Source organism: Streptomyces sp. NPDC107471, from assembly GCF_055582845.1.
This window is the reverse complement of record NZ_JBVJPC010000004.1, coordinates 154,602-168,437: the sequence shown is the minus strand read 5'-3', so window position 1 is coordinate 168,437 and position 13,836 is coordinate 154,602. Positions and strand designations below refer to the sequence as shown.

The window sequence follows — 13,836 nt, the reverse complement described above, 5'->3', positions numbered from 1 at the left end:
GCGTACCGGGGTGCGCGGACAGCGTTGTACCCGCAGCACTAGCGTTCGAACCGGTATCCCCGGCCGGGTTCCGTGACGAAGTGCTTCGGATGCGAGGGATCCGCCTCCAGCTTCCGCCGGAGCTGGGCCATGTAGACCCGCAGGTAGTTCGTCTCCGTCCCGTACGACGGCCCCCAGACCTCCTGGAGGAGCTGCCGCTGGCCGACGAGCCGGCCACTGTTGCGGACCAGCACCTCCAGCAGGTGCCACTCGGTCGGGGTGAGACGCACGTCCCTGCCCTGCCGGCGGACCTTCTTCGCGGCCAGGTCCACCGTGAACTCGCCGGTCTCCACCAGGACGTCCTCCTCGCCGCCCCCCGCGGGCTCGGCGCGCCGCACGGCGGCCCGCAGCCGGGCGAGCAGCTCGTCCATGCCGAAGGGCTTGGTGACGTAGTCGTCGGCGCCCGCGTCCAGCGCCTCGACCTTCTCGTCGGAGGAGTGCCGGGCGGACAGCACGAGGATCGGCACCCTGGTCCAGCCGCGCAGGCCCCTGATCACCTCGACGCCGTCCATGTCGGGCAGGCCGAGGTCGAGGACGACCACGTCGGGGTGGCGGGCGGCGGCGAGCTCGAGCGCGGTCGCGCCGTCGTGCGCCGCGTCCACCTCGTACTTGCGCGCCTTGAGGTTGATCACGAGGGCGCGCACGATCTGCGGCTCGTCGTCGATGACCAACACCCTGGTCATGTGGCCTGCCTTTCGGGTTCTGCCGCCGCGACGGGGTCGGCGGGGAGTGCCGCACGCGTGCGTGCCGCCCGGAGCGTCAGCACCATGGTGAGGCCGCCCCCGGGCGTGTCCTCGGCGTTGAGGGTGCCGTTCATGGCCTCCGCGAAGCCCCGGGCCACGGCGAGCCCGAGCCCCACACCGGCGCCGCGCGGGGCGTCGCCGTAGCGCTGGAAGGGCGCGAAGATGCGCTCCTTGGCCTCGTCGGGGACGCCGGGGCCGCGATCCACGACCCGTACCTCGACCCGGTCGGCGATGGCGCTAGCGGAGACCCGGACGGGAGTGCCGGGCGGGCTGTACTTGACGGCGTTCTCGACCAGGTTGGCCACCGACCGCTCCAGGAGCCCCGGGTCGACGGCGACCATCGGCAACGTCTCCGGGACGTCGAGTTCCACGCTGCCGTCGGGCACTCCGCCGAGGGCCATCGGCACCACCTCGTCGAGGTCGATCTCGCGGATGATCGCGGTGACCGTGCCGGTCTGGAGGCGGGACATGTCGAGCAGGTTGCCCACCAGGTGGTCGAGCCGGTCGGCGCCGGCCTCGATGCCCTCCAGGAGCTCGGCCTGGTCCTCCTCGGACCACGCCACGTCGTCGGACCTGAGCGAGGAGACGGCCGCCTTGATCCCGGCGAGCGGGGTCCGCAGATCGTGCGAGACGGCCGCCAGGAGCGCCGTACGGATGCGGTTGCCCTCGGCCAGGGTGCGGGCCCGGTCGGCCTCCTCCCGGAGCCTGCGGCGGTCCAGGACGACGGCGGCCTGGGCGGCGAAGGCGGCCAGTACTCGGCGGTCCTCGGCGGGCAGCACCCGGCCGGTGAGCGCGAGCGCCATGTGGTCGCCCACCGGCATATCGACGTCGGCGTCCTCCGGCCGCTCCACGGGCGGTCCGAGCCCGGCCCGCCCGGCGCAGGTCCAGGGCGCGACGTCGCCCGCCCGCTCCAGCAGGGCCGCCGACTCCATGCCGAAGGTCTCGCGCACCCGCTCCAGGAGCTCCTCCAGGCCGGTCTCGCCGCGCAGCACGTTGCCGGCGAGGAAGGACAGGATCTCCGACTCGGCGCGCAGCCGGGCGGCCTGGTGGGTGCGGCGGGCGGCGAGGTCGACGACGGAGGCCACCGAGACGCCGACGCCCACGAAGACCACGATGGCGACGATGTTCCTGGGGTCGGCGACGGTCCAGCGGTGCAGGGGCGGTGTGTAGAAGTAGTTCAGCAGCAGCGAGCCGACCGCGGCCGAGGCGAGGGCGGGGAACAGGCCGCCGAGCAGGGCCGCGGCGACGACGACCGCCAGGAACAGCAGCATGTCGTTGGCGAGGCCGAGGTCGACGGTGGTGAGGAGGACCGTGAGGACCGCCGGGCCGGCCAGTCCGACCAGCCAGCCCCACAGGATCCGGGCCCGCCCGAGCCGCGCGCCGCGCGCGACGGGCAGTCCGCGCCCCTTGGCGACCTCGTCGTGGGTGACGATGTGCACGTCCAGGTCGGGTCCGGACTCGCGGGCCACGGTCGCGCCGACGCCGGGTCCGAAGACGTACTGCCAGGTCCTGCGGCGGGAGGAGCCGAGGACGATCTGGGTGGCGTTGACGCCGCGCGCGAAGGCGAGCAGCGCGGCGGGTATGTCGTCGCCGACCACATGGTGAAAGGTTCCGCCAAGATCCTCGACGAGGGTCCTCTGGACGGTCAGTTCCTTGGGCGAGGCGGAGGTCAGCCCGTCGCTGCGGGCTATGTAGACGGCGAGCACCTCGCCGCCTGCGCCCTTCTCGGCCAGGCGCGCGGCCCGCCTGATCAGCGTCCGCCCCTCCGGCCCGCCGGTCAGCCCGACGACGATCCGCTCCCTGGAGCCCCAGATCGTCGAGACCCGGTGCTCGCTGCGGTACTGCTGGAGGTACTCGTCGACCCGGTCGGCCACCCACAGCAGCGCGAGCTCCCGCAGGGCGGTGAGGTTGCCGGGGCGGAAGTAGTTCGACAGGGCCGCGTCGACCTTGTCCGGCTGGTGGATGTTGCCGTGCGCCATGCGCCGCCGCAGCGCTTGGGGCGACATGTCGACGAGCTCGATCTGGTCGGCCCGCCGCACGACCTCGTCCGGCACGGTCTCGGGCTGCCGCACCCCGGTGATCGACTCGACGACGTCGCCGAGCGACTCCAGGTGCTGGATGTTCACCGTCGAGACCACGTCGATCCCGGCCGCGAGCAGTTCCTCCACGTCCTGCCAGCGCTTGGCGTTGCGGGCGCCGGGGGCGTTGGTGTGGGCGAGCTCGTCCACCAGCGCCACGGCGGGGGCGCGGCGCAGGACGGCGTCCACGTCCATCTCGGCGACGGCACCGGCCTCCCGGCGCGTCACCTGCTCCAGCCCGCGCAGCATCGCCTCGGTCCGCGGCCGCCCGTGGTGCTCCACGAAGCCCACGACACAGTCGGTGCCCCGCTCACTCCTGCGGTGCGCCTCGGCCAGCATCGCGTACGTCTTCCCGACGCCCGGCGCCGCACCGAGATAGATCCGAAGCTTGCCGCGTCCCATGTCCCCATCGTCTCCGGTCACCACCACCTACCCAGCGACCTTACGACCGCCCACGGCACGGGGGTGCCCCGGAAGGGCCCGACGAGCGGTCCTTGACGGAACTCTGACGGGGGGTGTGACGGGGGTCTCGGCAACCGCCGAACGCTTCGGGTCCCGACACCTGGCGGATCGACGTGGTGCCACGACCGGACCTCGACGAGGCGCTGAAGGCGAGGGCTTCACGGCGACGCCGACCGCCCACCAACGGCCTCGACGGCCCGTCCCACCCGGGGTACGACGAAGTCATGAACGGCGCCAGGCACTTCGGGGCTCCCGACCCTCCGGCCCGCTCCCAGGCGCCGCCAAGTGCGTCACGGCTCGCGATCACACCGGCCGCCGCCAACGACCTCGACGGCCCCTCCCACCCGGGCTACGACGAAGTCATGAAAGCCGCCAGGCGCTTCGGGGCTCCCCGTGACACCGACCCACCCGCCCGCCCCAGGGGCCGCCAAGTCCGTCGCGGCTCGCGACACACCGGCCGCCCGCAACGGGCTCGACAGTCGGCTCGTCCTCGTGACGCCGAACGGAGTCCGGTGAGGCGCCCGGCGCCCGGTCACCGCACGGCGGCACCCCTGCAAAGGGGGGCGTCCCGGACGCCGGCTTGCCACTCCACCCGTGGCGGGCTTCCCGACCCCGCGTGCCACGGGACCGGCTCCGACTGCTCCCCGTCCCCCGTCCTCGACGTCCTGCCTGGGCAGGATCCCCTTCCCCAGCGCTACGGCCATGACCGCGGCCGCCCACAGCCTGCGAGCCCCTCGACCGCACCGGCGCGCCCACCTCTCCCCCGTGGCCCCGCACTCAGGCCGAACGCGCGCCCCGACTGCCGCGTCTCACGCCCCCACGATCTCCCCGTCCCCCAGCTCCAGCACCCGGTCCGCCAGGTCCAGGAGGGTCGCGTCGTGGGTGGCGACCAGCGCCGTGACGTTCTCGCTGCGGACGACGGCCCGGAGCAGTTCCATCACCGCGTGGCCGGTCTCCGCGTCCAGTTGGCCGGTCGGCTCGTCGGCGACGAGGAGGGAGGGTTTGTTGGCCAGCGCCCGGGCGATGGCGACACGTTGCTGCTGGCCGCCGGAGAGCTCGCCGGGCCGCTGCTTGGCGTGGTCCGCGAGGCCGACCAGGGCCAGCAGCAGCTCGACGCGCTCCTCACGCGCGCGTGCGTCCATCCGCCGCAGCCGCATCGGCACGCCCACGTTCTCGGCCGCGGTGAGGATCGGGATGAGCCCGAAGGACTGGAACACGAAGCCGATGCGGTCCCGGCGCAGGGCCAGCAGCCCGTCCTCGTCCAGCCCCGCGATGTCGACCCCGTCGAGCTCGACCCGCCCCCGGTCGGGCCGGTCGAGCCCGCCGACGATGTTGAGGAGCGTGGTCTTCCCGGAACCCGAACGCCCCTTGAGCGCGACGAGTTCACCGCGCGGCACCTCGAAGGAGACCCCGCGCAGCGCGTGCACCGCGGCGGCCCCCTCGCCGAACGACCTGTGGATGTACTCGACCCGCACCATGGTCTCGGTGACCACCTGAGTCATGTGTCCTCCCCCGTGAAACCGCGAGACCGCCGAACCCGCGAACCCGCGAAACCGGGCGCCAGTATCACCGTCCGACGCCCGGCCTTCAACAGCTTCAGCTCGGGTTGTCCCCGTGTGTGAGGGTCTCCCAGGCCACGAAGAGGTTGTTGCTGCCCGCCGGACGGTTCCGCTCGGTCAGCGTCTGGGTGTTGGTCATGGCCACCCCGAGCCTGTTGTGCAGCGCGTTGTACCCGACCTCGGTGACCGGCCCGAGCCCCAGCTTCAGCGACCCGCCGCACAGCCAGCTCGGCGCGGCCGTCCCCAGCTCGTACTTGGACTGGAACCCCAGCGCCTGCCGCAGCCGCTCGCCCACGTCCGTGCCGTACAGGTCCTCGCCCTGGATCCGGCTCGTCTCCGCGACGTGCGAGATCGCGGAGATGCCGTACCCGGTGTGGGTGAAGTCGCGGCAGGTCTCCTGGGTGAGCCCGGTGACGAAGGTGGACTGCCCCTGCCAGTAACCGACGATCTTGTCCCGGGTGTTGAGGTTCTGGCTCGGCACGGTCTTCGGCAGCTCACCGTCGGAGGCGAGGTACACATAGGCCGCGGTACGGGTGCGGAACTTCGCCATGGCCTTGTCGTACGACGTCTTGTCCTCCAGGAAGACGGAGATGCCGACGGCCGCCTCCATCATCGACAGCTCCCAGTTGCCGTTGGAGTTCGAGCCGTTGATGACCTCGGGGAGGTAGACGTTCCGGAGCATGGTCGCGAAGCGTCCGGAGTTCGCCCAGCCCCCGCTGTACGTGTACTTGATGATCTCGGCGGCCTTGGGCCAGGAGGAGCCCGCCCAGCCGGTCTGGAGGGGCGCGTTGCTGTTGGTGTGGTCCGTGATCACGGCCGACCAGGCATCCATGAGCTGGATGGACTTCTTGGCGTACCGCTCGTCCCGGGTGATGTACCAGGCGAGCGCGTCGGTGTAGGCCGCGATCGCGTCCTCGCGCTCGTCGGTGCAGCCGTAGTTGGGGTTCGAGTACGACCCGCACTCGACGACGGCCCGCGGCTTGGGCGTGCGGTTCAGGTCGGCGTACTTGCTCGCCAGCATGGCGTCGAAGGCGCCCTTCCAGGGCTGGGCACCCGCGTTCACCTTGCTGCGGGTGAAGTCCAACTGCCCCTGGGAGACGGTGACTCCGGGATGGACGAAGGTGGCGGGCGCCGCGTCGGCGGGGACGGCGAGAGCACCGGCGGCGAGGGCCGCGACGGCGGCCAGGAGAGCGGTTCTACGCATACGTGGGGGGCCTTCCGTTCTCGTATATGAACGCGAAGCGCCTTTGTGAACAGACGCGTTGAGCCGAGAAGGTAGGTACAGACCAATCCCGCGTCAAGAGGCCGCGCACGAAAACGCCCCCGGGCATACGGAAGGGCCGCACCCCGTGACGGGGTGCGGCCCTCGATGTCGTACGCCTAGCGGACCTCGGTGATCTCCGGTCCGCGCTGGAGCTGGCCCATCCCGCCGGAGAAGCGGGAGCCCTCTTCCTGCTGCTGGACGCCCTCGGGGACCATCTGGGCGTCGTTCGGCAGCTTGAGGACGATCGGGTCGCGAGGCGCCATCGGGCCCTCGCCACGGACCACGACCGTGTCCCGGAAGATCTGCTCCAGGAGCCCGGCCGCCTGCGGCTGCACCGCGCCCTGGCCCGAGATCACACCCCGCAGGAACCAGCGCGGGCCGTCCACACCCACGAACCGCACGACCTGGAAACCACCCGTGCCGTCCGGCAACTGCACCGGCACCTGGGCACGCAGCTCCCAGCCCAGCGGACCCTCGACCTCGTCGATGATCCCGCCCTGCTGGGTGATGCCCGAGCCGATCTCCTCGCGCACCTCGCCCCAGATGCCCTCGCGCTTGGGCGCGGCGAAGGCCTGGAGCTGGATGGCGCTGTCGCGCAGCACGACGGTGGCCGCGACGATCGCGTCGCCCGCGACCTCGACCCGCAGCTCCATGCCGTCGACGCCAGGAACGAAGAGACCGCCCAGGTCCACGCGGCCCTCGGCGGGGTCGCGCACCTCGGTGCTGTCCCAGGGCCCGTCGGGCCGCGGCTCCGGCTCCAGCCGTACGCGCTCGCGCTCCACGTCGTCCGCCTCAGTGTCGACGCTGTCGACGACCTGCTCGGCCTCGCCGGCCGCGTCCTCGGCGGCACCCTTCTTGTTGCGACGTCCGAACACGTCACTGTCCTTCCCGGTCGGATACGACCGATGCGTATCGATTCCCACCCGTTGTGCCGCCAGCGGCGGCCTCAGCGCCTGTATCGCCCCCGTCGCCCACGGCGGCGTGACCGCCGGTGGACCCGAAGCCCCCCTCGGCCCGCGCCGACTCGGGAAGCTCCGCGACCTCCTGGAAGCGGACCCTCTCGACCTGCTGGACGACGAGTTGGGCAATCCGGTCGAAACGCTCGAACCGCACCGACTCGTGCGGGTCGAGATTCACCACGATCACCTTGATCTCCCCACGGTACCCGGCATCAACCGTCCCCGGGGCATTCACGAGAGCGACACCGCAGCGGGCGGCGAGACCGGATCGTGGGTGCACGAAGGCCGCGTACCCCTCCGGCAGCGCCACAGACACCCCCGTGGGCAGTACGGCCCGTTCGCCGGGCTTCAGTTCACGGCTCTCGGTGGTCCGCAGATCGGCCCCCGCGTCACCGGGGTGCGCGTACGACGGAAGCGGTACGTCGGGGTCGACGCGCCGGATCAGCACGTTCAGGGGATCACGGCTCACGGGTTCACCTCGAAGGCACGGGCACGCCGGACCTGGTCCGGGTCGTCCATGGCGGCCCGGATCTCCTCCGGACGGCCGTTGTCGATGAAGTGGTCGACCTTGACCTCGACGAACAGGGCGTCGGCACGGACCGCGACGGGCCCCTCGGGGCCGCCGATCCGGCCGGTCGCCGTCGAGTAGATCTTCCGGCCGGCCACCGCGGTCACCTCGGCCTCCAGGTACAGCACCGTGCCGACGGGCACCGGCCGTACGAAGTCGGTCTCCAGGCGCCCGGTCACGGCGATCGTGCGCAGCAGCCAGTTGAGCGAGCCCAGGGTCTCGTCGAGGGCGGTCGCGAGCACACCGCCGTGCGCCAGGCCGGGAGCGCCCTGATGGGCGGGGCGCACGGTGAACTCGGCGGTGACCGACACCCCCTCGCCGGCCCGCGCCTCCAGGTGCAGCCCGTGGGACTGCTCCCCGCCACAGCCGAAGCACTGGCCGTAGTGCGCACCGAGCAGCTCACCGGGCGCGGGGGCGTCCGGGTGTCGCACAGGTTGCGACGCGTCGGCGGGAGGCTGGAGAGCCGGGGAAGTACCACTCACAGGCGCAGACCTTACCCGCCCGCCCGTCTCCCGCCGCCACCCTGCTTGACAGCGCTGCGCGCCGACTCCCCCTGGCATCGGAGCTCCCAGGACACCGTGCCAAGCTTGGTTTCATGCAGCCCTCCGCCGCCCCGTACGACGAACGCCTCACCGCCCCCCGCTCCTGGTGGCTGATCTCCTGCCTGGTCGGGGTCTCCTTCGCGTTGATCCTGCTCCCCTTCGGGACGCTTCCGCTGCTCGGCGGCCTGGTCGGCGGCACCGCCGCGGCGGCGGTCGTCGCCAGCTCCTACGGCTCGCTGCGCATCCGCGTGGTGGGTGACTCGCTGATCGCGGGCGAGGCGAAGATCCCGGTGTCAGCGCTGGGCGAGGCGGAGATCCTCGACCCGGAGGAGGCGCGCGCCTGGCGGACCTACAAGGCCGACACCCGCGCCTTCCTGCTGCTGCGGGCCTACATCCCGAGGGCGCTGAAGGTGGAGGTCACCGACCCGGACGACCCGACGCCGTACCTGTACCTGTCGACGCGCGAGCCGGAGCGGCTGGCCGAGGCGCTGCGGACCGCTCGCACGGCTGCCGCCTAGAACGTTCGTGCAGGGCTTCACCCGACCTCAGGAAAGGTGAAGCCCCCGACTTCTCACGGAAGTCTTACTTCTCCAGCGGATTCTTCGGGAGCTCCAGCGCCGGCAGTGCGGGCAGTTCGCTCCAGGGCACCTGGGCCCTGCGCAGGTCCTTGCGGATCCGCTCGGCGAGCCTTCTGGTGTCCCGGCGGTTCATGACCGCCCCGACGGCCGCGCCGACCAGGAACGGCATGAGGTTCGGCAGGTCCCGGATCATCCGCTTCATGATCTGCTGCCGCAACTGCTGCTTCATCTGGCTGTTGAGGGCACCGCTCACGGTCGACGGCTTCTTCACGTCGATCCCGCGCTCCCCCGACCAGGAGTTCAGGTACGCGGTGCTGCGCTCCTTGAGGTTGCCGGGCGGTCGTAGGCCGTAGACCTCGTGGAGTTCGGCGATCAGCTTCAGCTCGATCGCGGCGACGCCGGTGATCTCGGCGGCCAGTTCGGTCGGCATCGCGGGCGGCACGGGAAGCATCGCCGCGGCGCCCACCCCCGCTCCGACCGTCGCCGTGGCGCTCGCGGCGCCCGTGACGAGCTTGTCCGCGAGCTCCTCGGGTCCCAGACCGGGGAACTGACGGCGGAGGGTCGCGAGGTCGCGTACGGGGATACGCGGGGCGTTCTCGATGATCCGGTCGGCGAGGTACGCCAGGCCCGCCCTGGCCCGGCTGCCGCCCTTGCGGACCCCTTCCCGGGCCCTGTCCCGGATCGCCGCCACCCGTCGTCTCGCGACGGGCGCGGGCGCCCCGGTCGATCCGGTCGTCGCCGGGAGGTCAGCCCGGCCGGCGACCGGTTCGAGCGAGGCTCCCGGATCGGCGGAGCCCCGCTCGTCGTCACGCGCGCGGTGGGGGCCGTCGGACGGCCCCTGGTCCGCTCCCCGTCGGGGAGAGCGGCGCTTCCAAGGAGGGGTCGAGCCAGTCATGCCCGACCCGTCCTCAGTCGCAGTCGCGGCAGATCGGCTGGCCGTTCCTCTCGCGGGCCAGTTGGCTGCGGTGGTGCACCAGGAAGCAGCTCATGCAGGTGAACTCGTCCTGCTGCTTGGGCAGTACCCGGACGGCCAGCTCTTCGTTCGAGAGGTCCGCTCCGGGCAGTTCGAGGCCTTCCGCGGCCTCGAACTCGTCGACGTCCACTGCGGAGGTCGACTTGTCGTTCCTACGCGCCTTGAGCTCTTCAAGGCTGTCCGAGTCGACGTCGTCGTCGGTCTTGCGTGGGGTGTCGTAATCCGTTGCCATGTCGCTCTCCCCCTCTGGGTGTCTGCGGTGTCTCCAGCGCACGTAACGCGTGAGAGGCCGGACTTGTGCCCGACCCGAGGCGGAGATTTTGCCTCACATCAAGGTCTGTTACTCAATCGACACCCAACCGGACTCCTCTTGAGTGATCGGGTTGGATGGCGAACGGGACCGTACACGGTCCGAATCCCGCACTTCAAAGGCGTCTCACCGTGTACTTCCCGTGATCAGGACCCCTGAAAACCCGGATTTTCCCGGCTTTCCGACAGGGTGCATGATCACGGAGAGTGGATTGCTGGAAATTCTGCCTTGTGATCGATCACACAGGGGGCAGTCCTCCAAGTGCCCAGAAAATTCCGCGCAAAGCGAACATCCCTGTATGTCGGTCTCCGTGCGGGGGCCATGATCTCAGACCGGAAGGGTGACTCGCATCACGAGCCCACCCCCTTCGCGCGGCTGAGCGGTGATGTGCCCGCCGTGCGCCCGCGCCACGGACCGCACGATGGACAGCCCGAGACCGACGCCCTTGTCGCTGCCGGTGCGGTCGGCACCACGCAGCCGCTTGAAGGGCTCGAAGAGATTGTCGACCTCGTACGCCGGCACCACGGGGCCGGTGTTGGTCACGGTGAGCACCGCCTGGCCGTGCTGGACCTCCGTGGTCACCTCGACCCAGCCGTCCTCGGGCACGTTGTAGCGCACGGCGTTCTGCACCAGGTTCAGGGCGATGCGCTCCAGCAGGACGCCGTTGCCCTGGACGACCGCCGTCTTCTGCTCGCCACGGATCGCCACGCCCTTGGCCACCGCCTCGCCGTGCACCTGGTCGACCGCCTGCCCGGCCACCTCGGCGAGGTCCACGGGCTTGCGCTCGACGATCTGGTTGTCGCTGCGGGCGAGCAGCAGCAGGCCCTCCACGAGCTGCTCACTGCGCTCGTTGGTGGCCAGCAGGGTCTTGCCGAGCTGCTGGAGCTCCACCGGGGCACCCGGATCGGACAGGTGCACCTCCAGGAGGGTGCGGTTGATCGCGAGCGGTGTCCGCAGTTCGTGCGAGGCGTTGCCGACGAAGCGCTGCTGGGCCGTGAAGGCCCGCTCCAGGCGCTCCAGCATGTCGTCGAAGGTGTCGGCCAGCTCCTTGAGCTCGTCGTCCGGACCGTCCAGCTCGATGCGGCGGGAGAGGTCCGAGCCGGCCACCGCGCGGGCGGTGCGCAGGATCCGGCCCAGCGGCGACAGGACGCGGCCCGCCATCGCGTAGCCGAAGGCGAAGGCGATGATCGCGAGGCCGAGCAGGGCCAGCAGGGAACGGCTCAGGAGGTCGTCGAGGGCGTGCTGGCGCTGGTCCTTGACGCAGGCGTTGATGGCCTTGTTCATGACGTCGGGGGTGCCGCTCGAAGGCAGGTTGCGGCAGATCTCGCTGCTGACATTGCCCGCGGTGATCTCGAAGGGCAGTTTGCTGCCGACGTTCAGCGCCTGGGCGGCGACCAGGTAGATGATCGACAGCAGCAGGATGCCCGCGATCAGGAACATGCCGCCGTACAGCAGCGTGAGCCGTATGCGGATGGTCGGGCGCAGCCAGGGCAGCGGCGGCGCCGGCCTCCGGGGGTCCCAGGTGGGCTTGGGGGGCGCCTGGGGAGGCGCGGGGGTCGAGGCCACGGGTATCAGATCCGGTATCCCGAGCCGGGGACCGTGACGATCACCGGGGGTTCGCCCAGCTTGCGGCGCAGGGTCATGACGGTCACCCGCACGACGTTGGTGAAGGGGTCGGTGTTCTCGTCCCAGGCCTTCTCCAGGAGCTGCTCCGCGGAGACGACGGCGCCCTCGGAGCGCATCAGCACCTCCAGGACGGCGAACTCCTTGGGCGCGAGCTGGACCTCCTTGCCGTCGCGGAACACCTCGCGGCGGTTGGGGTCCAGCTTGATGCCGGCACGCTCCAGGACCGGCGGCAGCGGCACGCTGGTGCGGCGGCCTAGGGCACGCACGCGTGCCGTCAGCTCGCTGAACGCGAAGGGCTTGGGCAGGTAGTCGTCGGCGCCGATCTCCAGGCCCTCGACGCGGTCGCTGACGTCGCCGGAGGCCGTGAGCATCAGCACGCGCGTGGGCATGCCGAGTTCGACGATCTTGCGGCAGACGTCGTCGCCGTGGACCAGGGGGAGGTCGCGGTCGAGGACGACCACGTCGTAGTCGTTGACGCCGATGCGCTCCAGGGCGGCCGCACCGTCGTACACGACGTCGACGGCCATGGCCTCCCGGCGCAGTCCGGTGGCCACCGCATCGGCGAGCAGTTGCTCGTCCTCGACGACGAGTACGCGCACGTCGCTTGTCCTTCCTGTGTCCACCCGCGTAGCGCGCTCCGGGCACGCGCGGGCAGGGATTCGGGTGAGTGTTGGCCTCCATCCTGCCCTTTTCGGCCATAAGTCGGCTGTAAGGCGGGTGAGGGGCGACTGAAAGACAGGTGTGGGAGCGGGAATGCGGGATTTTCTCGCGTGGTTGAGGTTTCCGTCGAAACGAGCGGGGGGAGGACGGCTTTACACCCCGCGATCACGCTCTGCATGTGCCGTACCACCATGCGGCACGGTGCGATCCGCTTCCGCAGAGCGGGCGTGGGTGTCCGGCACCGTCGCCGCCCGGCCAGGGCAGCGCTGGGCACCTGCAAAGAGACGTGATCGCCCCTCCCGACGGCACACCCCCGTGCCACCGACCCACGACCCAGGACGAGGGGGCGCAGCATGGACGCATTCACCGCAGGACTTCTGCAGCGCATAAGGGCGACCGAGACCGACCTGACGCGGGCTCGTGACGAGGGCGACGACTTCCTCGTCGAGGTGGAACAGGGCGAGCTCGACGACCTGCGCCGCCTCGCCGCCGAGCACGGTGTGGAGGTCGGCGCCTAGCGTCTGATCGGCTTCGCGGCACGACGGCTTCACGCACAACGGCTTCACGCATGACAGCGGGCCCCCGGCGAATCCAGCGCCGGGGGCCCGCTGCGTCGGCGTACGAGTTCGTTCACCTCGTGTTCGCCCGGAGTCGGTCCGTCAGTCGTGCCAGGCGCCGAAGTCCTCCAGGAGCTGCTGGAGGGGCTCGAAGACCCCCGGGGTACCCGCAACGGTGAGCGCCGGGTTCGGGCGCTCTCCGGGGCGGCCACCGGTCAGGACGCCCGCTTCCCGGGCGATGAGGTCGCCCGCCCCGTAGTCCCAGGCGTTCAGGCCCCGCTCGTAGTAGCCGTCCAGGCGGCCCGCGGCCAGGTCGCACAGGTCGACCGCCGCCGAGCCGCCGCGGCGGATGTCCCGCAGCAGGGGGATCAGCTTCTGGGCCACCGCGGCCTGGTGGGTGCGGACCTCGGTGACGTAGTTGAAGCCCGTCGACACCAGGGCCTGCTCCAGGGGCGGCGCCGGGCGGCACTCCAGCCGGCGCTCGCCCTCCCACGCGCCCGTGGCCCAGGCACCCTTGCCGCGGACCGCGTGGTACGTCTCGCCGCGCATCGGCGCCGCCACGACCCCGACCACGGTCTCGCCGTCCTGCTCGGCGGCGATGGAGACGGACCAGGTCGGCAGTCCGTACAGGTAGTTGACCGTGCCGTCGAGGGGGTCGATGACCCAGCGGATGCCACTGGTGCCCTCGGTGGAGGCGCCCTCCTCGCCGAGGAAACCGTCGTCCGGACGGTGCCCGGAGATCAGGTCCGTGATCAGCTTCTCCGCCGCGATGTCCATCTCGGTCACCACGTCGATGGGGCTGGACTTGGTCCTGGCGACCGCGAGGTCGGCCGGGCGGCCGTCCCTCAGCAGGGTGCCGGCGCGACGGGCCGCCTCCTGGGCCAGGCCGAGCAGTTCCTCGTGCAGGGGGTCGGTCAC

At 71.3% G+C, this 13,836-nt stretch carries 14 protein-coding genes; 2 read left to right on the top strand and 12 right to left on the bottom strand.

Annotation, left to right across the window (positions count from 1 at the left end):
• Positions 1-38: 38 nt before the first annotated feature.
• From ACZ66S_RS14630 to ACZ66S_RS14600, 7 genes are all read right to left on the bottom strand, one after another.
• Positions 39-722 (bottom strand): response regulator, encoded by a 684-nt coding sequence (locus ACZ66S_RS14630; protein ID WP_469901876.1) that lies wholly within the window; start codon positions 720-722, stop codon positions 39-41.
• The gene (locus tag ACZ66S_RS14625; RefSeq protein WP_469901875.1) at positions 719-3,262 is read right to left on the bottom strand and encodes an ATP-binding protein; all 2,544 of its coding nucleotides are present in this window, start codon (positions 3,260-3,262) and stop codon (positions 719-721) included. The genes ACZ66S_RS14630 and ACZ66S_RS14625 overlap by 4 nt, the downstream gene beginning before the upstream one ends.
• 869 nt (positions 3,263-4,131) lie before the next feature.
• Complete coding sequence (locus ACZ66S_RS14620) at positions 4,132-4,824, bottom strand: ABC transporter ATP-binding protein (protein ID WP_469901874.1); 693 nt, start codon at positions 4,822-4,824, stop codon at positions 4,132-4,134.
• A 94-nt stretch (positions 4,825-4,918) separates the two neighbouring features.
• A complete protein-coding gene (locus ACZ66S_RS14615) occupies positions 4,919-6,085 on the bottom strand; it encodes an alginate lyase family protein (RefSeq protein WP_469901873.1) in 1,167 nt (388 codons plus the stop codon).
• A gap of 176 nt (positions 6,086-6,261) precedes the next feature.
• Entirely contained in the window at positions 6,262-7,020 is a 759-nt protein-coding gene (locus tag ACZ66S_RS14610; RefSeq protein WP_469901872.1) for a DUF3710 domain-containing protein, read from the bottom strand.
• Between the two features lies 1 nt (position 7,021).
• Positions 7,022-7,573 carry a dUTP diphosphatase gene (gene dut / locus ACZ66S_RS14605; RefSeq protein WP_469901871.1) on the bottom strand — a complete coding sequence of 184 codons (552 nt, stop codon included), beginning with the start codon at positions 7,571-7,573 and terminating at the stop codon, positions 7,022-7,024.
• Positions 7,570-8,154 (bottom strand): PaaI family thioesterase, encoded by a 585-nt coding sequence (locus ACZ66S_RS14600; RefSeq protein ID WP_469901870.1) that lies wholly within the window; start codon positions 8,152-8,154, stop codon positions 7,570-7,572. Before ACZ66S_RS14600 ends, dut begins: the two co-directional genes overlap by 4 nt.
• 113 nt (positions 8,155-8,267) lie before the next feature.
• On the opposite strand from ACZ66S_RS14600, the gene ACZ66S_RS14595 reads away from it, so the two are divergent.
• Positions 8,268-8,732, top strand: a complete 465-nt coding sequence (locus ACZ66S_RS14595) for a DUF3093 domain-containing protein (protein WP_469901869.1) — start codon at positions 8,268-8,270, stop codon at positions 8,730-8,732.
• A 64-nt stretch (positions 8,733-8,796) separates the two neighbouring features.
• Here the strand turns inward: ACZ66S_RS14595 and ACZ66S_RS14590 are convergent, their stop codons facing one another.
• From ACZ66S_RS14590 to ACZ66S_RS14575, 4 genes are all read right to left on the bottom strand, one after another.
• Entirely contained in the window at positions 8,797-9,687 is an 891-nt protein-coding gene (locus ACZ66S_RS14590) for a hypothetical protein (protein ID WP_469901868.1), read from the bottom strand.
• Between the two features lie 13 nt (positions 9,688-9,700).
• Positions 9,701-9,997, bottom strand: a complete 297-nt coding sequence (locus ACZ66S_RS14585; protein WP_314200918.1) for a DUF4193 domain-containing protein — start codon at positions 9,995-9,997, stop codon at positions 9,701-9,703.
• 405 nt (positions 9,998-10,402) lie between these two features.
• Positions 10,403-11,641, bottom strand: a complete 1,239-nt coding sequence (locus ACZ66S_RS14580; RefSeq protein ID WP_469901867.1) for a sensor histidine kinase — start codon at positions 11,639-11,641, stop codon at positions 10,403-10,405.
• Between the two features lie 5 nt (positions 11,642-11,646).
• On the bottom strand, positions 11,647-12,300 hold the full coding sequence (locus ACZ66S_RS14575; RefSeq protein WP_007385219.1) for a response regulator transcription factor: 654 nt from the start codon (positions 12,298-12,300) through the stop codon (positions 11,647-11,649).
• A gap of 414 nt (positions 12,301-12,714) precedes the next feature.
• Here ACZ66S_RS14575 and ACZ66S_RS14570 point away from each other — a divergent pair, with 414 nt between their 5' ends.
• Positions 12,715-12,879, top strand: coding sequence for a hypothetical protein (locus ACZ66S_RS14570; RefSeq protein WP_176729907.1), 165 nt, complete (start codon positions 12,715-12,717; stop codon positions 12,877-12,879).
• Positions 12,880-13,020: 141 nt separating this feature from the next.
• Here the strand turns inward: ACZ66S_RS14570 and ACZ66S_RS14565 are convergent, their stop codons facing one another.
• Complete coding sequence (locus ACZ66S_RS14565; protein ID WP_469901866.1) at positions 13,021-13,836, bottom strand: inositol monophosphatase family protein; 816 nt, start codon at positions 13,834-13,836, stop codon at positions 13,021-13,023.